21 protein-coding genes, 1 tRNA gene and 1 pseudogene are annotated in these 20238 nt (G+C 68.1%); 12 read left to right on the top strand and 11 right to left on the bottom strand.

Annotated features, from left to right (window positions below):
- Positions 1–128: 128 nt before the first annotated feature.
- Positions 129–695, bottom strand: a complete 567-nt coding sequence (locus ABT297_RS28140) for a TetR/AcrR family transcriptional regulator (RefSeq protein WP_350554965.1) — start codon at positions 693–695, stop codon at positions 129–131.
- 54 nt (positions 696–749) lie between these two features.
- Between ABT297_RS28140 and ABT297_RS28135 the strand changes: the two genes are divergently transcribed.
- The 7 genes and pseudogenes from ABT297_RS28135 to ABT297_RS28100 all read left to right on the top strand — a co-directional run bounded on the left by ABT297_RS28135 (position 750) and on the right by ABT297_RS28100 (position 6014).
- Positions 750–1811, top strand: coding sequence for an FAD-dependent oxidoreductase (locus ABT297_RS28135; RefSeq protein WP_350554963.1), 1062 nt, complete (start codon positions 750–752; stop codon positions 1809–1811).
- Between the two features lie 540 nt (positions 1812–2351).
- Positions 2352–2558, top strand: a complete 207-nt coding sequence (locus ABT297_RS28125) for an Arc family DNA-binding protein (RefSeq protein WP_350554961.1) — start codon at positions 2352–2354, stop codon at positions 2556–2558.
- Positions 2555–2887 (top strand): type II toxin-antitoxin system death-on-curing family toxin, encoded by a 333-nt coding sequence (locus tag ABT297_RS28120; RefSeq protein ID WP_350554959.1) that lies wholly within the window; start codon positions 2555–2557, stop codon positions 2885–2887. Before ABT297_RS28125 ends, ABT297_RS28120 begins: the two co-directional genes overlap by 4 nt.
- 376 nt (positions 2888–3263) lie before the next feature.
- Entirely contained in the window at positions 3264–3554 is a 291-nt protein-coding gene (locus tag ABT297_RS28115) for a hypothetical protein (protein ID WP_259860220.1), read from the top strand.
- A complete protein-coding gene (locus tag ABT297_RS28110) occupies positions 3551–3847 on the top strand; it encodes a ribbon-helix-helix domain-containing protein (protein ID WP_260725846.1) in 297 nt (98 codons plus the stop codon). Before ABT297_RS28115 ends, ABT297_RS28110 begins: the two co-directional genes overlap by 4 nt.
- 270 nt (positions 3848–4117) lie before the next feature.
- Positions 4118–4498 (top strand): annotated as a pseudogene (locus tag ABT297_RS28105) (hypothetical protein); the annotation flags it as partial.
- Positions 4488–6014, top strand: coding sequence for a hypothetical protein (locus ABT297_RS28100; RefSeq protein WP_350554956.1), 1527 nt, complete (start codon positions 4488–4490; stop codon positions 6012–6014). The pseudogene ABT297_RS28105 and the gene ABT297_RS28100, both read left to right, overlap by 11 nt.
- A gap of 165 nt (positions 6015–6179) precedes the next feature.
- Here ABT297_RS28100 and ABT297_RS28095 read toward each other — a convergent pair.
- A tRNA-Ser gene (locus ABT297_RS28095) sits at positions 6180–6267 on the bottom strand.
- An 834-nt stretch (positions 6268–7101) separates the two neighbouring features.
- Between ABT297_RS28095 and ABT297_RS28090 the strand changes: the two genes are divergently transcribed.
- The gene (locus tag ABT297_RS28090) at positions 7102–8061 is read left to right on the top strand and encodes an NAD(P)H-quinone oxidoreductase (RefSeq protein ID WP_350554954.1); all 960 of its coding nucleotides are present in this window, start codon (positions 7102–7104) and stop codon (positions 8059–8061) included.
- On the opposite strand, the gene soxR is transcribed toward ABT297_RS28090, so the two are convergent.
- Both soxR and ABT297_RS28080 read right to left on the bottom strand, forming a co-directional pair.
- Positions 8062–8490 (bottom strand): redox-sensitive transcriptional activator SoxR, encoded by a 429-nt coding sequence (gene soxR / locus ABT297_RS28085; protein WP_350554952.1) that lies wholly within the window; start codon positions 8488–8490, stop codon positions 8062–8064. It abuts the gene before it with no gap.
- Positions 8491–8504: 14 nt separating this feature from the next.
- The gene (locus tag ABT297_RS28080) at positions 8505–9203 is read right to left on the bottom strand and encodes a glycosyltransferase family 2 protein (RefSeq protein WP_350554950.1); all 699 of its coding nucleotides are present in this window, start codon (positions 9201–9203) and stop codon (positions 8505–8507) included.
- Positions 9204–9314: 111 nt separating this feature from the next.
- Here ABT297_RS28080 and ABT297_RS28075 point away from each other — a divergent pair, with 111 nt between their 5' ends.
- Complete coding sequence (locus ABT297_RS28075; RefSeq protein WP_350554948.1) at positions 9315–9704, top strand: PPOX class F420-dependent oxidoreductase; 390 nt, start codon at positions 9315–9317, stop codon at positions 9702–9704.
- A 117-nt stretch (positions 9705–9821) separates the two neighbouring features.
- On the opposite strand, the gene ABT297_RS28070 is transcribed toward ABT297_RS28075, so the two are convergent.
- Together ABT297_RS28070 and ABT297_RS28065 are read right to left on the bottom strand one after the other, a co-directional pair.
- A complete protein-coding gene (locus ABT297_RS28070) occupies positions 9822–10031 on the bottom strand; it encodes a BldC family transcriptional regulator (protein WP_033365012.1) in 210 nt (69 codons plus the stop codon).
- 580 nt (positions 10032–10611) lie between these two features.
- Positions 10612–11451 carry a DUF8083 family protein gene (locus tag ABT297_RS28065; protein WP_350554946.1) on the bottom strand — a complete coding sequence of 280 codons (840 nt, stop codon included), beginning with the start codon at positions 11449–11451 and terminating at the stop codon, positions 10612–10614.
- 144 nt (positions 11452–11595) lie between these two features.
- Between ABT297_RS28065 and ABT297_RS28060 the strand changes: the two genes are divergently transcribed.
- Positions 11596–12654, top strand: coding sequence for a Glu/Leu/Phe/Val dehydrogenase dimerization domain-containing protein (locus tag ABT297_RS28060; protein WP_350554944.1), 1059 nt, complete (start codon positions 11596–11598; stop codon positions 12652–12654).
- 220 nt (positions 12655–12874) lie between these two features.
- Positions 12875–13102 (top strand): DUF3073 domain-containing protein, encoded by a 228-nt coding sequence (locus ABT297_RS28055; protein WP_350554942.1) that lies wholly within the window; start codon positions 12875–12877, stop codon positions 13100–13102.
- 227 nt (positions 13103–13329) lie between these two features.
- Here the strand turns inward: ABT297_RS28055 and amcA are convergent, their stop codons facing one another.
- The 5 genes from amcA to ABT297_RS28030 form a co-directional block, all read right to left on the bottom strand.
- Positions 13330–13527 (bottom strand): multiple cyclophane-containing RiPP AmcA, encoded by a 198-nt coding sequence (gene amcA, locus ABT297_RS28050; RefSeq protein WP_350554939.1) that lies wholly within the window; start codon positions 13525–13527, stop codon positions 13330–13332.
- On the bottom strand, positions 13511–14602 hold the full coding sequence (amcB, locus tag ABT297_RS28045) for a cyclophane-forming radical SAM peptide maturase AmcB (RefSeq protein ID WP_350555027.1): 1092 nt from the start codon (positions 14600–14602) through the stop codon (positions 13511–13513). Before amcB ends, amcA begins: the two co-directional genes overlap by 17 nt.
- A gap of 228 nt (positions 14603–14830) precedes the next feature.
- Positions 14831–15985, bottom strand: a complete 1155-nt coding sequence (purM, locus tag ABT297_RS28040; protein ID WP_350554937.1) for a phosphoribosylformylglycinamidine cyclo-ligase — start codon at positions 15983–15985, stop codon at positions 14831–14833.
- Positions 15986–16045: 60 nt separating this feature from the next.
- Positions 16046–17611 carry an amidophosphoribosyltransferase gene (purF, locus tag ABT297_RS28035; RefSeq protein WP_350554935.1) on the bottom strand — a complete coding sequence of 522 codons (1566 nt, stop codon included), beginning with the start codon at positions 17609–17611 and terminating at the stop codon, positions 16046–16048.
- Between the two features lie 220 nt (positions 17612–17831).
- Positions 17832–18185 carry a sterol carrier family protein gene (locus tag ABT297_RS28030; RefSeq protein WP_350554933.1) on the bottom strand — a complete coding sequence of 118 codons (354 nt, stop codon included), beginning with the start codon at positions 18183–18185 and terminating at the stop codon, positions 17832–17834.
- A gap of 298 nt (positions 18186–18483) precedes the next feature.
- Here ABT297_RS28030 and ABT297_RS28025 point away from each other — a divergent pair.
- Positions 18484–20238: carboxypeptidase-like regulatory domain-containing protein (locus ABT297_RS28025; RefSeq protein ID WP_350554931.1), on the top strand; the 1755-nt coding region annotated here is incomplete at its 3' end.

Here is a 20238-nt window from a genome sequence, read left to right as displayed (position 1 = left end):
AGGGTGGACTTGCGAATTCGCTCTTTAAATGACTCCTGCACCTCGACCAGGCTGTGTTCGTAAACGGCACCATCACCAGACTGCGGACCCGTTGCCGGGCCGGGCTTCGGACCGAGCGACCGCCTCGGTCAGGAAGCTGTGGGGCCGAGCACCGCGCGTACCAGTTTGGTGATTTGCTGGGTCGGGTCCGCCGCCGGGTCCGGGAATGCGAGGCGGTGCAGCATGATCCCGTCGAGCTGGTCGAGGATCAGCCGGCAGTCTGCGTGCGGATCGGCCGAGCCCAGATCCCGCAGCCACTGCGCTGCCCAATCCCGAATGGCGTCGGAGGTCTCGGCGAGCTTCCCGCGCAGCGTCGGGCGGAGTGCGGCCTCCACGAACAAGCTGTACCGCGCCAGCGTCGTCGCCCGTTCCTGGTTGGTGGCCCGGTGCACGAACGCGGCGAGCGCGCTGGCGAGCTCATCCGGCGTGTTGGGGCGCACCACGCCGGCGATCGTTTCCCACGCGGCCTGTTCGCGCGCGGCGAAGCGGTCGACGATGGCCTCGACGAGCGCGTCGCGCGTCTTGAAGTAGTTCGAGGCGGAGCCGACCGGCAGCCCGGCCGCGGCGTCAACGGCGCGGTGCGTGAGGTGGCGGACGCCCTGGGCGCCGAGGATCGCGATGGCGGCGTCGAGCAGTTGCTCTTGACGGGTCGGCATGTTGCTTACACTACATCAGTAGTTTGTGAACTACATCTGTTGTAGATTCGGGGCATGAAGGGAACCGTGGCGATCATCGGAGGCGGCATCGGGGGGCTCGCTGCCGCCGTCGCGTTGGGCCGGCGTGGCTGGCGCCCCACTGTGTACGAGCGGGAGCCCGACCTGTCGGGTGCCGGCACCGCGTTGGGGATCTGGCCCGCGGCGCTACGCGCGCTGGACGGAATCGGCCTCGGTGACCGGGTCCGTGCGCTGGGCCAGCCCCAGCGAGCCGGCGCGTTTCAGCGGCCCGACGGCGGGCGCATCGCCGCCATCGACGTTGCCGGCCTTGAGCGGCGCACCGGTGACCCGGTCATCCTGTTGTCCCGGCCAGCGCTGCTCGGCCTGTTGTGCGAGGCGGTCGATCCGTCGGTGCTGCAGTTCGCCGTACCGGTGCACGACCTCGATCCGCTGCGTCGGAAGCATGACCTCGTCGTCGCGGCGGACGGGATCTTCAGCCGGGTCAGGGTCGGACTGTTCGGCACCGACTGGCGTGCGCGCTATACAGGAAGAACCGCCTGGCGTGGCTGGCTCGACGGCATGCCGACCGACACGTTCACCGAAACCTGGGGTGCGGGGGCGAAGTTCGGCGTGACGCCGCAGGAAGGCGGCCGGACGAATTGGTACGCCAGCACCACGGCACCGGAGGGCGCGTTCTCGCCCGGGGCCGAGCTCACCGAGCTGCGTTCCCGTTTCGGGGATTGGGCGGCCCCGGTACGACCGGTTCTCGATGCGATCAATGAGGACGGCATCCTGCGCCACGACCTGTACGCGGTGCCGCGCCTGGCGTCTTTCGTGCGGCACAACGTCGCGCTGATCGGTGACGCGGCACACGGCATGCCGCCCGATCTGGGCAGAGGCGCCTGCGAAGCGCTCATCGACGCCGTCGCACTCGCCGAGGCGTTGGGCGGGACGCCGACCGTCGCGGACGGGCTCCAGCGGTACGACCGGCAGCGCCGCCGTCCCGTACAACGGCTGACGAGCATCGCCGGCGTAGCAGCCGGACTGACCAGCCTGCGACCATGGTGGCTGCGAGACACGCTGCTGCGGGCCGCCATGCTCGGTGGCCCGCCGAGTTAGGACTCCCGTAGGAAGCGCCACGTCGTATCGAGGTCAGCCGTTGGTACGACGAGCACACAGCCAAGTCCCAGCGGCCCGAGTTTGGCTTGGCACTCGGCGGCGGTCCCGGCGGGGACCACATGCCGTCGTGCTGGCTCAGCCGACGCGCCTACCGTCTGCGGCCCGGCACCGAACGGGCATCCGCCGACGTGCAGGTATGTGTCGACAGCCCCGGCCCCGACTACGACTTGATCTACGTGGACACACGGCCGCGGTCACTCGTGTACGCCGATGGGACCGTCGCCGAGCCGTCGAACATCACCTACCAGCAGTTCGACAGCGCCGGCTATCCGGTGGCGGATCGGGCGCTGAAGCCGGGCCGTTGTGTGGGGCTGGGTGACGTTCGTGGCACCGGCCGGGAAGCGGGCGACAACGGTGGAGTACCAGTAGTCTGGCGGGGACATCTTCGACTGGCGGCTGACTGACTGGTGTGCCGTCGGTTGGTGGCGACTGTTTGACGACCATCCGGACGAGGCAGTAAGAAAGTCCTACTATTCTCGTATGGTGACCACGACCGTGACCCTGCCCGGCGAGCTGCACGACAGCCTCAAGCAGGTAGCCGCGGCTGAGCACCGCTCGGCCAACGCCACCATCGTCGTCGCAGTAGCCCAGTACGTCCAGAACCACGACAAGAAGGCCGCAGTCGGGGCCATCGCCGCTGAAATCGCCGAACGACACCGGGAGTTGCTGGACCGGCTCGCCAAGTGACGGTCTACCGTCACGTCGACGACCTGCTCAACTTCGCCGCGGCGGTTATCGGAAGCCCTGCAAAAGTCCGAGATTACGGGCTGCTGTCGTCGGCTGCCGCCTGGCCGCAAACGAACCTCTTCGGCCAGGAGGCATACCCGGATCTCGCCGAGAAAGCCGCCGCCCTGCTGCACTCGCTGTGCGCGAACCATGCGCTCATCGACGGGAACAAGCGGCTGGCATGGGCTGCGACGATCACCTTCATTGTGATGCTTGCTGTTGCACAGGGCACACTCGTCGAAGTGGCCGACATCGCCGCTGAACTGCGTCGGCTCGGTGTCATCGCCTGACGGATAGGTGGGATGAGTAGCACCCCATGGCGTGCTGCCCTGGGCGCTACTCGCACGCATCGCTGGCGTCGACGATCCTCGGCGGTGGCGCGGCAAGGCGTCTTGCTGAGCTTTGGCGGAGGGCGTGGGATTCGAACCCACGGAGACGCGGAACGCCTCACCGGTTTTCAAGACCAGAGCGTGCGCCTGGCTTGACCTGCGCCGATAGACCGAACTGGGAGATCGATGACACTCCTCAGGCACGGGACCACCGCGGATGCAGGCGGCACCGCCACGGGCCAGGCGACCTTGATCCGGACCGTTCCGCAGAGCCACCGGGCGGCGATCCCGCCGATCGGCTACCGATCGCCGGTATTACCGGTAATACTGATACCCCATGAGTGAGTTGCAGTGGCGGATGCCGCAGCCGGACGAACTCCCGCAGGCGACCCTGCGGGATGGGCTGAACGTGGCCGACGTTGCCGAGGTACTGGATCGTGACGAGCGGTCGCAGCTTCGGGCGTACAACGACCTGTTGCTCCTCGTCGTGGCCGAGACAGACGCGTGCGTGCTCGTACGGGTGCTCCTCGTGCGCAATGACGACTCGTTCGTCTGGCGGGTGCACAGCGCTCGTGCGGCTGGCGCCACCGATGGTCAGCAGTGGATGCAGAGAGGAGATCAGCGATGACCGGGACACCGGACTTCGACCGTATGAGCAGGGACGAGATCGCCAACTGGCTGCTGGAGGCCGACGACATCACTCCTTGGCGCGAGTGGGCAAAGCCCACAAGCCCAACAGGAACCTTCGTCCAGGTCGACCCGGCCGGCGAAGCAGTCGAACGAGTCGTAACAGTGAAGATGCCAAGCGACATGGTCGCCAGACTGGACAGCGCTGCCGGCCGCGACAGGGCCGGCCGATCCGGAATCATCCGGGCAGCGGTCGAGGAATATCTGGAACGGCACCAAGGAGAAGCGGCGTAGGCCCAGACCGCGTGGGCAGAAATCCGCCCGTCCCTTCGAGTCCAGTCCACGATGCTCGGAAGGACCTGCAGCGCCTGTGAACTGGACGTCAACCGCACGATGGGGTATCGAGGTCGCCGCCGGACGTTGATGGACGAGAGGACAGAGTTCAGGATCGCGTCTCGCTCAGGGCGCCAATAGCACCGACAAAGGCCGCCTAAATGGCGGAATCGGTCAACCAGGGAAGAAGCCCTCGAAAAGGCCGCGAAGTTCGTTCGCTTCTCGAAAGAGACCTACAGTCGAGTGTGGCGGCAGGCTCGCCTTCTCGCTCTCACTGAGTCTCAGCAGCGTTCGCCTTTGGCGAAGGTGCCTTATCATCTGCGGCACGCGGCTGTGTCGTTGTGGCTTAACGCAGGCGTCCCGGCAACCCAGGTTGCCGAAGGGGCTGGGCACAGCGTAAATGTCCTGCTCAAGGTCTACGCCAAGTGCATCGACGGTCAAGACGAAGCAGCCCGCCACCGAATCGAAGCAGCTCTGCTGACAGCAAGCAATCACGGCACCGCGTTGCCGGAATTAGCAGCCAGTTCACCGGGCCGGTCGCTCAACGATCAGCGTGCGATAAGGCGTCGCCCCGATAACAGCTCGGGAGTACGCTGCTTTTGTGAGCAGTAGTCGACCAATCCCGTGCGTCAACGTGGCAGTGCCAGCATGGCTTTGGGGTGGAATGCCGCTGGAGTTCTTCAACGGCGCAGATCTGCATGTCCGACGCAGCTCTCGGCAAAGCGGCTTCTTCTCGATTCAGACTAAGGAATCCTATTACCGCAACCGTCCAGCACTCGTCGCCAGCCAGAACATTGCCGGGCCGCGCCAGCAATCCAGCACCTTCCCCACACTTTCGCAAATCTCAACAAGAGCGGGCGAAAGCAGTAGCCTGGATCAGTTCACCCAGAAGCAGATACATAACATCGAGCAGCGCATTCTAAAGTCAAATTCCATCGTCGACGTGTTCTACCTGTGGATTCTGCAAACCATGGTTGCAGGGCCGCAGGATCTCGCCGGAACCGCCGAAGGCGTTTACCGTGGGCTTCGCATCATGGCCCTCGAAGGCGATTCGAATGAGCACCTTCTTGAAAATTCTGCCGTGCACGTAGTTACCCGATCTGAAGCACTAGTGAGAAGAGTGAAGTTCCCTGCGGTGCTTCTTCGCATCGCGCACGATGACCAACTCAGAGCGGGTGATGTTACCTATATAAAGAACAGTCTTGCCAAAGGTGATCGACCGTTCTCTAGCGGAGACGGACTTCTACACGGTATTTACACCTTCGACGCCTACCTTGCGCCCCTCATCGGCTGCATGACGCCGCAGATCTGGGCCTTTTCGGCGCACCGGACCTTCGGTGCAGTCGTCTACAGCTTTGGGCGCCATCTTGCCGGGCTCAACCCCGGAGCCGCCGAACTGTTACACCTCGTTCCGCGAACGACCGAAACGTCGCGAACGTGGACGAGCCCTACGCTTAGCCCCGCAGCATGCTCCGATGCGATTGCTTGGTGGACCAAGCAGCTCAATGAGATCTTTTCGGTTCTCAGCGATCCGGTCGTGTTCGCCGACAAGACCAACACATATGACCCAGTTAGACACCACCAGAAGCTACTTACAGCCGAGCAATTGTTCCGGCGCACCGGATCGATCCTCACGTCATATCGAGATGCAGAAGCACAGCAGGTCCTGCTGTTCACGGTACTCGACATCCTCGACCGAATCAGTCAGCAAAGCGTGGAGAAGTCGGCTCATCTTGTAACAGCGGAGCGGGCACTAACTCGGCTTCGGGGCACCATGAGCCCCACTGCGGCCGAAGTGCTATTGCCGCTCGCAGAACGCGCCGTTGCCGCCTTGAAGTCTGTCCAGGATGGCTTCTTCATCCGATCTAGCTCAACCAAGTCTGACGAGATGAAGATTTTTGGGCTTTCTAAGGTCAACGCCGCTGCCAAATACGTCAAGCTACTACGTGACGCCACTCACGGCCACGGCGCAAAGAACGCCGGCCGAGTAGCCGAGACGAACGCTCTTCTTGCGAATCACGACGGCACGATTTCGCACGACCTACCACTCCTGGGCTACCTGTATCTGCTGGACTTCATGTCTCGGCCGCAGGACCTGCGGAGGCGCCTCATGGCAAGCACGTCCTAACTGGCGCCATGGCCTCGCCCTCAGGGCATCCGATGACACGGTGATGACACAACCAGTGGGCCGAAGCGGGTTTCGGTGAGATCGAGCGGGACAGCCGGCCGATAGACCAGAACGCCCGCTGGGCAGTGTTTCTGCTGCTCAGCGGGCGTTCTTGCTTGTGCTGTGCGGAGGGCGTGGGATTCGAACCCACGGAGACGCGGAACGCCTCACCGGTTTTCAAGACCGGCGCCATCGGCCACTAGGCGAGCCCTCCAGTGGAACGACGCTAAGTGTGCCAGATCCCCGACCGCCCGGCCTCGTCACCCACGTGAGGGACGTCGTTCGTGGCGCTTGGGTGGCCAGGTGGGGGAACTCGGGCTGATGACTTCTCGGGCATGATGTCGTAAATGTCCCACTTGCCAAGGGTTATCTGCGCAGACTCGGAGCCTACGGCAGATCGGACGGGGGACCGGGACTGTGCACCTCTTCTTCAACGATCCTCGCGCGGCGTACGTCACCAGGCGCCACCGGACGGTATGGCCCTCGTTGGCCGGGCTCGTCGCCGGTGGGGTCGGCGTCGCTGCGATCGGGGTGATGGTCGGGGCTGCCGTGTACGACCAAGGCGTTGGGACCTCGCCACCGGCGAGCGGGGACGGGGGCGTGGCCATGCCCGTTGCCGCGCTGCCGACACCTCCGATCCGCACCGGCGGGCCGCTCGCGTTCGGGACGTTGCCGGCCGCGCCCGTCCCGCTGCTGGACCTCGCAGGCGCCAACGGTAGCGAAACAGGCGCGAACGGTAGCGAAATAGGCGCCAACGGCAGCGAAAGCAATACCCCAAATCGGACGCGAAGCGCCGTCGTGGAGTCGCGGCGGCCCGGAGCCGCGCAGGGCACCATCGCGCCGACTGTGGAACCGACCGCGATGACGAGCCTGGACCCGACGGGGCCGCCGATCGAAGACCCGACCGAAGACCCGACGGAAGAGCCGAGCGCAGACCAGGGTACGGCCCATGACTGGGGTCGGGGCGCGGGGCGACATCGGGGCGGGGATCGTGCGGGATGGGACCACCACGGGTGGCGTCCGTGGTGGGACAGACGATGATGGAGCCGTGCATGCGATCACGATCGAACGGCCAGGTGGACCCGAGGTGCTGCGGTGGACTGAGGTGCCGGACCCGGCACCCGCCGCGGGCGAGGTACTGATCGAGGTGGCGGCGGCCGGCGTCAACCGCGCCGACGCGCTGCAGCGGCAGGGGAACTATCCGCCGCCCAAGGATGCGCCGCCGTACCCGGGGATGGAGGTCTCCGGGCGCATCCGTGAGCTCGGCGAGGGCGTCCACGGGTGGCACGTGGGTCAGGAGGTGTGTGCGCTGATCGGCGGGGGCGGATATGCGGAGCTCGCCGTCGCGGCCGCCGGCCAGGTTCTGCCGGTGCCGAAGGGGGTCTCGGTCGTGGACGCGGCGGGGCTGCCCGAGGTCGCGGCGACCGTGTTCTCCAACGTTGTGGACGTGGCGCGGCTCAAGCCGGGGGAGACGCTGCTCGTGCACGGTGGCGGCAGCGGGGTCGGGACGTTCGCGGTACAGCTGGGAAAGGCCCTTGGGGCGACGGTCGTAACCACCGCTCGGGCGGTCAAGCGGGAGCGGCTGCTGGAGCTGGGCGCGGAGCGCGTGATCGACTACACGGTCGAGGACTTCAGCCAGTCGGTGCGGGCCGACGTCATCCTCGACATCATGGGCGGGAGCTACCTGAAGCAGAACGTCGACGCGCTCAAGGTCGGCGGGCGGCTGGTGGTGATCGGGCTGCAGGGCGGGCGCCGCAGTGAGCTGGACCTGGGCCAGTTGCTGGCCAAGCGGGCCACGGTGGCGGGTACGACGCTGCGCTCACGCCCGGCGGCGGAGAAGGCCGCGATCGTCCGCGGGGTGCGCGAAGAGGTGTGGCCGCTGGTGGAGGAGGGCATCGTGCGCCCGCTGATCCACGATCGGTTCCCGATGGGGGAGGCCGCCGAGGCGCACCGGCTGCTCGAGTCGAGCGAGCACTTCGGCAAGATCCTGCTGACGGTTTCGCGCTGATCAGGGCCGGGTGAGGATGACCGGGCCCGAGCCCTTGGCCGAGAGGCCGTCGTCGGTGTTGACGATGCCGCACGTCTTGAGCGACAGGCAGCCGCAGCCGATGCAACCGGTGAGCGTGTCTCGGAGCCGCTCGAGGAGCTTGATCTGCTCGTCGAGGTGGCCGCGCCAGCCGGCCGAGAGCCGGGCCCAGTCCGCCTTGGTCGGCGTGCGGTTGGCGGGCAGCGAGGCGAGCGCCTCCTTGATGGTTTCCAGCGGTACGCCGACCTGTGCGGAGATGCGGATGAAGGCGACCCGGCGCAGCTCGGCGCGCTCGTACCGGCGCTGGTTGCCGCTGGTGCGCGTGGACCGGATGAGGCCGAGCTTCTCGTAGAACCGCAGGGCGGACGGCGCGACACCGCTGCGCGCGGAGAGCTCTCCGATGCTCAGCAACTCGGGCGGCCGGCTCAAACGGGGCGGTACGGCTTGCGGACGCGTTCGCGAGACAGGATCCACAGCGCCTCGACGCCGTCCTTCCAAGTGATCTTCTTGCCTTCTTCGCGGGTGCGGGCGCGGTACGAGATCGGAACCTCATACGGCCGGTGCCGGTTTCGCAGCAGCTTGCCCGTCACCTCGGCCTCCATGCCGAAGCCGGCCGAGCGCACCTGCAGCGACCGGTACAGCGAGATCGGCATGAGCTTGAAGCAGGTCTCAAGGTCGCCGAGGTAGCAGTTGAACAGCATATTGGCCGCGGTCGTGACGGCCTTGTTGCCCATGACGTACCAGAACGAGAAGGAGCTGTGGCTCCCGAACGTCCGATTGCCGTAGACCACGGTGGCCCGGCCGTCCAGCGCGGGCTCGAGCAGCTTCGGGATGTCCTGCGGGTCGTACTCGAGATCGGCGTCGAGGATGACCATGTAGTCCCCGGTCGCGTGCTCCACCGCCGTGCGGATTGCCGCGCCCTTGCCCTTGTTGCGTGGGTGGACGATCACGCGAAGCCGGTCGTCGCTCAGCCCACCGAGGATCTCGGCCGTGCGGTCACGGCTGCCGTCGTCGACGATCACGAGCTCGGTCTCCGTCGGGTAGTTCACGTCGAGCGCCTGCTTCACGGCGTTGGCGACGCGTTCCTCCTCGTTGTAGACCGGCATCAGGATCGACAATTTCATTGTGATCTCCGGGGCAGCTGGCGCTGAACTTCGGGCAGCATCAGACTAGCTCCCCGTCACCTCGGGCGCGTGCCGGCCGTTAGCAGTTGTGCTGCTCGTACCGTGTGTCGTATGACGAACACTCCCGCCACCGTTGAGCAGTTGGGTGAGGAACGGTATCTCCTGGTGACGACGTTCCGCCGGGACGGAACGCCCGTACCCACCCCCGTCTGGGCCGCACGCGACGGGGACGCACTGCTGGTGTGGACCGTGGGCGACTCCGGCAAGGTCAAGCGCATCCGCCGCGACGGCGCCGTGACCGTCGCGCCGTGCAACGTGCGGGGCGTGGCGAAGGGCGAGCCGGTCCCGGCCCGGGCGACGCTGCTCGGCCCGGATGGCGGTGCCGCCGTCCGCGAGATGATCAAGAAGAAATACGGCCTCAGCGGCCGCTTGTTCGTCTGGGCCAGCATCCGCCGTCGCGGCGCCGACGCCACGGTCGGCATCCGCATCACGCTGGTGTGAACGCGTACTCCTCAAACGAAACGACGCGCTCGGATCACCGGGGGGTGACGATCCGGGCGCGTCGCGGAGACGAGCGTGGCGTTTGGCGCCTGGCGGTGACGCGAGGTACTGTCTGCGTCAGTCGCCCTGGCGTTGCTGGGGAATCTGGCCCTGGAGCAGGGCTCGCACCTCGGACTCGCGGTAGCGTCGGTGACCGCCGAGCGTGCGAATAGCGCTCAGCTTGCCCGCCTTCGCCCAACGGGTGACGGTCTTCGGGTCGACGCGGAACATCGACGCGACCTCAGCCGGCGTTAGCAACGGCTCAGGTTCATGCGTGCGAGATGGCATCGGTCACTCCTCCACAGGTACCCAGGAACGTCGGACGGGGTCCCGCCGGCCGACGCGTTTCCTATGGTCCGGCTAGTCCCCGATGTCCGACATGGGCCGAACGGCTGAAGGTCCCTGTATGGACGGATGATGAATAAGTGAATTTTCCCAATTTGGCGGTCCAAAATGGGATAAAAGGTGACCGGTGGCGACGGAGGGTGAGTGGTTAACCACGAATCTAGCTCACCCTCTGGGGTGATGGGTAGCTCATAAACCTCATTCAATTAGGCATAACGGACACCGGTCGGGTGCGACTCGGTTGCTGAGAGTGACACCCGATTGGGTGAGTGACGAACCGGACATTCAATTTCGTCAAATCAGGGCTCCGGTCCGCGCAACGCACGACCGTTCCTCCCGTGAGAGAGCGGTCGGCGCCGGGGCGCCTCCCTGCCACGCCCGCGGTGCCAAGGACCCGCGACCTCCGGCCGCGACAAGACCCCGAAGACCCGTTCGTCGGCGAATTTCGCCCGCGCGCCCGACCGGTTCCGGCTACTTGCCGCCGCAGGTCAAACGTTCGGACCTGCGACGTGGGAAGCCAGGTTTAGTTGCACCGCTCCAGCAGCTGCACGGCCCGCCACCGGTCGACGAGCCGCTCGTAGACCTCGGTGGCCGCGTCCGCGTCTCCGCGCGCGACGTCGGACAAGCCGGCCGAGACCAGCCCGGGGGAGTCGTCCGCGGCGAGGGCATCGTCCGACATGAGGTTCACGAGGCCGCCGTAGTCCAGCTCGACGATCGATCGCGAGTGGAACTCCTCGAGCCACCGGGCCGTCTCCTCGACGGCGACCGTGATCGGCGCGTCTCCGATGGCTCGCCGAAGAACGGCGTACGCCCGATGCGCCCGCCGGCGGGCCTTCGAGATCTCCGTCCGGTAGCGCAGGACCCGCCGTCCCGGGCGCAGCGACAGCTCGCGCTCCTCGAGGTCGACGAAGACGAACCAGCGCAGCGGCACGCCCCAGGTTGCCACCTGCTCGTGGACGCGAGGCAGCCCGCGCTCGAGCACGTGGTCGCCGCTGCGCCAGTCGTCCACGATGGTCTGCGCGAGCCCGGCGAGCACGGGAGGTACGAACGCGTCCGCGATGACGCTGGGCACCCCGTCCCGCGCCGTCAGCGCCGCCTCGGCGACCCGGATGCGCAGGTTCCACGGGCAGACGAGCAGTGTGTCGTCGGCCTCCAGGACATACGCCTCGTCCGGCAGCGCCGGCAGCCGGGTCCAGCCGGCGCCGAGCGCCTCGAGCACCGCGGTCCGTTGCCGGCCGGGGCCGTCGGACAGCGCAACCGCTCGCCCCTCTTTGACATAGCGACGCCAGTACAACTGGTAGTCGCGGTCGAAGGCGGCCAGCGGCTCGTACACCCGCAGGTATGACGCGAAGAGCGACGGCACGGCCCGATCGTCGCACGAAACGACCTGGCGGCGCGAAGCCGCCCTCGACCCGACCGCCACGTGTCGGGGTTAGGGTCGGATCACCGCACTCCGTCTGCGGTGCCGTCTCATGAGGACGGGCCGCGCTTCGCTTCGGGAGCATGCATGGGCGTCTTCGCCAGCAACCACGAACAGGTCGTGTTCTGCCACGACCCGCATTCCGGCCTGCGGGCCATCATCGCCGTGTACTCGACCGCCCTCGGGCCGTCGCTCGGCGGGACGCGGTTCTACCCGTATGCCACCGAGGAAGAGGCGCTGCACGACGTGCTGGAGCTGTCGCGCGGCATGGCCTACAAGAACGCCCTCGCCGGCCTCGACCTCGGCGGCGGCAAGGCGGTGATCTGGGGCGACCCGGAGAAGGACAAGAGCGAGGCCCTGCTGCGCGCCTACGGGCGGTTCGTGCAGTCGCTCGGCGGCCGCTACTACACCGCCTGCGACGTCGGCACGTACGTGCAGGACATGGACGTCGTGGCCAAGGAGACGAAGTACGTCACCGGCCGCTCCGAGTCGCACGGCGGCGCGGGGGACTCCTCCGTGCTGACCGCCTACGGCGTCTTCCAGGGCATGCGCGCCGCCGCCGAGCACCGCTGGGGCGTCCCGTCGCTGGCCGGCCGCCGGGTCGGCATCGCCGGCCTCGGCAAGGTCGGCAAGCACCTGACCCGCCACCTGCTCGAGGACGGCGCCGCCGTGGTCGCCACCGACGTCTCCGAGCGGGCCCGGGACTGGGTGAGCTCGACGTACCCCCAGGTCGACCTGGTCGACAGCAGCGAGGACCTGATCGCCTCGGCGATCGACGTCTACGCGCCCTGCGCGCTGGGCGGCGCCCTCAACGACGAGACCGTCCCCGTTCTGCGGGCGAAGATCGTCGCCGGCGCGGCCAACAACCAACTGGCCCACCCGGGGGTGGAAAAGCTCCTCGCCGAGCGTGACGTGCTCTACGTGCCCGACTACGTGGTCAACTCGGGCGGGGTGATCCAGGTGGCGGACGAGATCGAGGGCTTCAACTTCGCCCGGGCGAAGGAACGGGCGGGGCGGATCTACGACACCACCCGGCAGATTCTGCAGCTCGCGGAGGCCGAGGACGTGCCGCCGGTGCTGGCCGCGGACCGGCTCGCCGAACAGCGAATGGCCGAAGTCGGAAGGCTTCGTACCATCTTGGTGTAAACCATGCACCGAGGCGCAGAGCGGGCGTGACGACCCCACCCGACAGATGGTGCTTACCCGACCGGTCCGGTCGGGTAAGCAACGCCACCGAAATGGTCGGTAGGGGCGAGATGCCGAAAGGTGCCCGCGACATGTACCGTAAGAGCCACGAGAGATGCCTGACGTTGTCGGGGCCTGCCGGTAATGGCTGCCCCGTAATTCTGTGCGAGGGGGTCGAGCCATGGGGCGCGGCCGTGCGAAGGCCAAGCAGACTAGGGTGGCCAGGGAGCTGAAGTATCACTCCCCCAACACCGACCTCGAAGCGTTGCAGCGCGAGCTCGCGGCGGGCGGCCCTAAGTCACGCGACGACTACGCAGAGTATGGTGGCGAAGTCGATGATGAGGCTGACGACGAGGACGACTACGACGACCCCTCTAGCGACAGTGATTGGCGCTCACGGGGTCGTTGACCATCGGTCAACCCGGCTCACGGGCACGTGGACAACCACGTGCCCGAGTCGTGTTCACAGCACCCGCACGGCAGCCGTTCTCTCGACGGACCGCCATGCGGGTGTCTCGGCGTAGGCATCGCCCCGGGGTGGTTCCCAACCACCGCGGGGCCGCCATGCCCAGCCCGGCTCGGTCGGCTTCATGCGGACCGAATCGGACCGGGCGGCCACTACGACGCGAATAGCCCTCAACGGGGACGGTTGTTCCAGTTGTAGAACGTCGGGATGTTCTCGAAGTGGTTCCAGGCGCAGACGGCGCTCGTGCCGTCCTGTTCGCTCGCCTCCGCGCGGGCGGCCCGTGCCATGGCAGCCTCCTCGAGCAACACACGAAGTCCGTCCGCGGCCTCGTTGACGCGCTCGGTGACCGGGTCAGCATGCTTCGGCATGGTCCAGCACTCCCTCCAGAAGGCGAATCTTGCTGTTCCGGCAGTGGTTCGTCTCGGTGCCGTCGAACCTGCCGTGCTCGAAGTAGCGGTTGGCCGCGTGCGCGCCGCCGCAGAACCCGAAGTACGGGCAGCTCGTGCGGCACGCCTCGACGCCCCGCAGGTACTCCGGCACCCACCCCGCCGAGGTGGCCGCGCCGGCCAGGATCGTCGAGAGCGGGGTGCGCAGGACGCTGCCGGAGGAGAAGTCGCCGTAGCGCGCGTCGGTGAACCCGGCGAGCTCCGGCGAGAGCAGGAAGACCCGCCCGTCCGCGGCGATCGTCGGGATCGGGTCGAGCGCGCCCGGGAGGATGCCGTCGGCCGTGCCGGCGAGCACCGCTCCGGCGTACCGCAGCGTCCACTCGATCTCGCGCACGTGGATGCGCGGCTCGAGCCGCCACGCGGCCACCAGCTCCGCCCAGAACGTCCGCACGGCGTCGTCGGCGAAGTCGTTGGCGCGCGCGTTGACGCCCTCCTGCTCCTCGATGTTTACCCCGAGGACGTCGCAGCCGAGGTCGAGGAAGTACTCGTAGAGTTGTGCCGCCAGCCCCGGCCTGGGCTGGGCGACCACGCAGAGCGCCGAGAACGGCACGCCATGCCGCTGGAGCGCCTCGATGCCGCGCAAGATCGTTCGGTACGCCGGGGCGCCCGCCCGGTTGACCCGCTCCCGGTTGAGGGGCTCCGGCCCGTCGACGCTCACGCTGACCCGCACGCCGCGCTCGGCGAAGAACTCGCACCACGCGTCGTCGATCAGGGTCGCGTTCGTCTGCACGTGGTGCTCGACGCTTTCGAACGGCGCCATGAGCTCGGCGAGGGCATCCCGCCCCGCGGCCAGCGGCTCCCCGCCGTGCCAGACGACCGAGAAGCGCTCGTCGGCCGCCGCCCATGGGTTGACCGAGGCGGCCACGGCCGCGGCCACGGCGGGGCTCATGCGGTCATTGCGCGCCCGGAAGGGAAGGTAGCAGTACGTGCAGTCCAGATTGCACAGGGTTGTGGGCTGCAGCACAACATAACTCGGGATCGGCGAGATCCCCCGCATGCCGCTCCACGACACCGCCCCATCCTCCTTTTGGGTGTAGGGACGTGTCGCTTCAGCCTAGGTCCATCCCTACGCCGCGGTAAGCCCCAGTTGATCGAATAAGCGAGAGACTTCTCCGTTCCCACGCATTTCGACAGCGTTCTTCTTCAATGACGCACAAAGGGGCGGTGCCGGTTGTCCCGGCAGCCGCCCCCGTTTCGTTCAGTCGTGTGCCGTGCGTGCGCGGCCTCAGCCGCGGGTGTGCGATCCGACCATCTGCACCGTGCCGGTGCCCTCGATGACCTCGCCCACCTGCCAGGCGTCCAGGCCGCGGCCGGCCAGGAAGGCCAGCGTGCGGTCGGCGTCCTCGGCGGAGACCACGGCCATCATGCCGATGCCCATGTTGAAGGTGCTCTCCATCTCCGAGTCCTCGATGCGCCCCTTGGTGCGCACCAGCTCGAAGATCGGCTGCGGCCGCCACGTCGCACGGTCCACGACCGCGTCGAGGTGCTCGGGCAGCACCCGGACCAGGTTGCCGGGGATGCCACCGCCCGTGACGTGCGCATACGCGTGGATGTCGGCCTCCTTGATCAGGTCAAGGCAGTCCTTGGCGTAGATCCGCGTCGGGGTGAGCAGTTCCTCGCCCAGCGTGCGCTGGCGGCCGAACTCGTCGATGACGCTGTCCAGCCGCATCCGGCCGGCGCCCAGCAGCACGTGCCGGACCAGCGAGTAGCCGTTGGAGTGCAGTCCCGTGGACCGCAGCGCGATGACGGCGTCGCCGACCTCGACCCGGTCGCGGCCGAGGATCGCGTCCTCCTCCACGACGCCGACGCCGGTGCCGGAGATGTCGTACTCGTCGGGGCGCATCACGCCGGGGTGCTCGGCGGTCTCGCCGCCCAGCAGCGCGCAGCCGGCATAGCGGCAGCCGTCCGCGATGCCGGCGCCGATCTCGGCGACCCGGTCGGGCACGACCTCGCCGCAGGCGATGTAGTCGAGCAGGAACAGCGGCTCGGCGCCGCAGGCGACCAGGTCGTCGACGACCATGGCGACCAGGTCGATGCCGACCGTGTCGTGGATGCCCAGGGCCTGGGCGATGGCCAGCTTCGTGCCGACGCCGTCGGTCGAGGAGGCGAGGATCGGGCTCTTGTACTTCTTCAGGTCGAGCCGGAACAGCCCGGCGAACCCGCCGATGTCGCCCATGACCTCAGGCCGGTGCGTCCGGTGCACCTTGGTGCGTAGCAGCTCGACGGCCTGCTCGCCGGCGTGGATCGACACACCCGCGTCCGCATAGGTCACGGTCTTACGGCGGCCCCGGCCGTTGCCGGCCGTCCACAGCTGCCGCTCGGGGGTGCTGCCCTGACCGGTCTGACCGGCCTTGTCGGCGAGCTCATCCACGTGCGTCACTTTCTCCCCTTTGATTGCCTTCTGCGGCGGCGGCCACCGCGGTATGTCTCGGGTGGGCGGTCACGGTCGCAGCAGCGCGCCGGAGCCGCCCAAACTGGCGGCGACGCTGACCGCGCCACCGTCCGTCGTGGTCGGCGCGGCCCCCGCGGCGCGCGCGACGCTTTCCAGGACGTGCTTGCCGATCACGTTGTCGGCCGGTAGCTCGATCGGATACTGCCCGTCGAAGCACGCGCTGCACAGCCGCGACGCGGGCTGCTCGGTCGCCGCGACCAGCCCGGCGAGCGACACGTAGCCGAGCGAGTCCGCGCCGATCGAGCGGCGGATGCCGTCCAGGTCGAGCCCGTTGGCCAGCAGCTCCGCGCGGGTTGCGAAGTCGATGCCATAAAAGCACGGCCACTTGACCGGCGGTGAGGAGATTCGCACGTGTACCTCGATCGCGCCCGCCTCGCGCAGCATGCGCACGATCGCGCGCTGGGTGTTGCCGCGCACGATGGAGTCGTCGACGACGACGAGCCGCTTGCCCCGCACGTTGTCGCGCAGCGGGTTGAGCTTGAGCCGGATGCCCAGCTGGCGGATCGTCTGGGACGGCTGGATGAAGGTGCGTCCCACGTAGGCGTTCTTGATGAGGCCGTGACCGAACGGGAGGCCGGACTCGGCCGCGTAGCCGATCGCGGCGGGGGTGCCGGACTCCGGCACGGGGATGACCATGTCGGCCGCGACCGGGTGCTCCCGTGCCAGCGTGCGCCCGATCGCGACGCGGGCCGCGTGCACGTTGCGCCCCGAGATCGTGGTGTCGGGGCGGGCCAGATAGACGTACTCGAACAGGCACCCCTTCGGGTCGGGCGTGCCGAACCGGCTGGAGCGCAGCCCGTGCTCGTCGATCGCGATGAGCTCGCCCGGCTCGATCTCGCGGACCACGCTCGCGCCGACGATGTCCAGCGCCGCGGTCTCGCTCGCCACGACCCAGCCGTGCTCGAGGCGCCCGAGCACCAGCGGGCGCACGCCGTTGACGTCGCGTGCCGCGTAAAGGGTGTCCTCGTCCATGAAGACGAAGCTGAACGCGCCGCGCAGGGTGGGCAGCACCTCCAGCGCGGCGGCCTCGACGGACAGGTCGGGGCGCGCGGCGAGCAGGGCCGTCACCAGGGCGGTGTCGTTGGTGGAGTTGATCGCGTCGGGCTCGACGTCTGGCAGCTCCGCGACCCGGCGGGCCAGCTCGGCGGTGTTGACCAGGTTGCCGTTGTGCGCCAGCGCGATCGTGGTGCCGGCCCGGTCGTCGCCGCCGCGCGTCGAGCGCAGCGTCGGCTGCGCGTTCTCCCAGGTCGATCCGCCGGTGGTGGAATACCGCGCGTGGCCGATCGCGATGTGGCCGCGCAGGCTCGCCAGGGTCGGCTCGTCGAAGACCTGCGACACCAGGCCGAGGTCCTTGTAGACCACGACGCCGGTTCCGTCCGACACCGCGATGCCGGCCGCCTCCTGCCCACGGTGCTGCAGTGCATACAGCCCGTAGTAGGTCATCTTCGCGACCTCTTCGCCCGGCGCCCAGACGCCGAACACTCCACACTTGTCCTGTGGACCTGGACGCTGGGGGTCGAGCTCGTGGCTCAACCGGCCATCGCCTCGGGGCACGTGCCGCTCCTGTCGTCGCAGTTGCCGATTGGCTGTTGAGATGGCTGCAAGATGGCTTTGAGGTGGACGCGGCCGCAGAGCTGGTTTTCGGGCCGGCTGCTGTTTCGGCGCCGCACGCTGCGCCGCCTTCGCGGGGAACAGTGTACGCGAGGTTTCGGGCATGACGCAGAGCCACAATTTGTGCGCCGTTGGTGAGCAGTCTGCCTGACGATTTAGGTAGTTACAAGGGCAGATAAGCCGATAAATCGGCTCGAACCCCGCTCGCGCTGATCTTCCCGGCGGTGACGGCTTCGTGCCACGATTTCCGACCCGTGGCGATCTCGATCCACGTGGTCGGGTCGGTCTCGACGACGTTGGGTGGCGTACCTCTCGTGTGCCTCGGCCCTTCGATGCACTGAATCGCGCCGTACGGGGGAATCCGCACCTCCACCGAACGTCCTGGCGCGCGTGTCCGCAGGTCGGCGAGGAGTTCCCGGACGGCGTCACGCAGGGCGGGACGGCCGGGCTCGACCCCTTCTTCAAGGGCATCAAGGACGTTTTGCACCGTGGCGGAATATCGGTGCGCAGTGGACATACCGGGACGATACGACCGCCTCCGGGGCGATCGCAACACGTCACGGGTTTCGCCGACCCCGCCCGACAGGGCATAGTTTGCTCCGGCGCACCATGCAAGGCGAGTTTCGCTCGCATGTTGGACCGTAGACGGACATGCTCGGCAGCGACGCTCGGGTGAATGTCAAGATCCGGAGGGGTGTGACGTGACTGCGCACCGACGAACCCTGCTGATCAGAGCGGGGGCGGTGGCTGTTCTGGCGGCGAGCGCTCTGGTCGGCATAGCAACACCGGCATTCGCTGCCGGTCCCAACGTCACTGTGAGTGGCGCCCCAGACCTGACACTGACGGTAGGGGGTGGAGCGCAGACGGTCAATATTCAGGTCAAGAACACCGGCGATGCCGACGCAAAGAACGCCAAGCTCGCCATTGACCTGCCGAGTGACCTGGGCCTGTCGATCTCGAACCCACCCGACGGCTGCACCGGCGGCGGGACGCGCCTCGACTGCACCATCGATGTCGACAGCGGCGCCACGAAGAATCTGCCACTCCGCGTCGCGCCGCCGGCCCAGAGTCAGATTCCGGCCGGGCAGAGTAAGCAGGGCGGCGGCCAGGTGATCGTCACCAATGGCGGCTCCGACACGAAGTCGTTCAACGTCACCCTCAAGGCCCAGGCGGCGACGACGCCGCCCCCCACGTCGGCCGCGGCGGTGACGACTGTGACCGAGGTCTCCGGGACGATTACGGACTCGGCGACCGGTAAGCCGATCAAGGGCGCGACCGTCATGCTGGAGGACTCCGCCGGCCGGAGCAAGCAGGTCACCACCAATGAGCGTGGCACCTTCCGGTTCCCCGGCTCCGAGGCCAGCCCGATCGCGCCCGGGACGATCAAGATCAGCGCCGGGGCGACCGGCTACGACAACTTCACCAAGCAGGTCACCGGCACCGCCGGCAAGGCCACCAACAGCGTGAATCTCGGGCTGCCCTCGCTCGCCGAGTCCCAGTCGCCGCCCCCGCCGCTGACCGCCGGCGACCTGACTACCGACAGCCAGTCCAGCGGCGGCGTCATGCCCCAGAACAGCGCGACCACCAACGCCGCGAACAACGCTAGCGGCGGCGGGTTCTCCTCTTGGATCCTCATCGCGCTCGGCGTGCTCCTGGTGGGCTTCGGCGTCGTGGCGATCGTGCTGCTGCTGCGCCGCCGCGGTGACGACGACGATGGCGAGGACGACGAGGACACCGGGCCGCGCCGCGGCGTGCCCACGCAGCGTCCCGCCTACCGCGGCCCGCAGGCCGACCCGACGATGGTCGGCGCCATGGGCCCCGCCCCGACGATGGTCAACCGCGCGGGCGCCAACGACGCGACCGCGATCGTGCACTCCGGGCAGGTGTTCGACGACGTGCCGCCCGATCCGTACGCTGCGCCCCCGCCCGGTGCCGGCGGCTACCCGTCGGCGGGCGGCTACAACGACCGTGCGGGCTTCGCGAGCGGCGGCTACGGCGGCTCGGGCGGCACCGCGGGCCCGGGTGGCGGGAGCGCCGGGGCCGGCTATGGCCCGTCGTCGCGCCCGCCGGTCGACCCGTATGCGCCCGACTACGCCGGTGGCGGTGGCGGTTACGGCGATGCGACGCAGCGGTACGAGCCGGGCACCGGCGCCAACAACAACTACGGCGGCGGCTACGGCGCCAACAACTACGACGGCCCGGCTGCTGGCGGCGGCTACAACGGTGGCGGCCAGGGCGGCGGCTACGACCAGCGCGGTGGTTACGAGGGCGCGCCCACGACGGCCGGCGGCTACGGCCCGTCCTCCGGCGGCCCGGGCGGCGCGGGTGGTCCCGGTGGTCAGGGTGGCTATGGCGGAGGGAGCGGCTACGACGCCCCCTCGTCCGGCGGCGGCTATGGCCCGTCCTCCGGCGGCGGTGGCTATGGCGCCAACAACTACGACGGCCCGTCGGCCGGCGGCGGTTACAACGGCGGCGCCCCCCAGGCCGGCGGCTACGACCAGCGCGGCGGCTACGAGGGCCCGTCAGCGGGCGGCGGGTACGGCCCCGGCGGCCCGTCGGCCGGCGGCTAC

It is taken from the genome of Dactylosporangium sp. NPDC000555 (assembly GCF_040300025.1).
Taxonomy (GTDB): Bacteria; Actinomycetota; Actinomycetes; order Mycobacteriales; family Micromonosporaceae; genus Dactylosporangium.
Note: the sequence above shows the minus strand (reverse complement) of the source record. Positions and strands in the feature narration are given on the sequence as shown.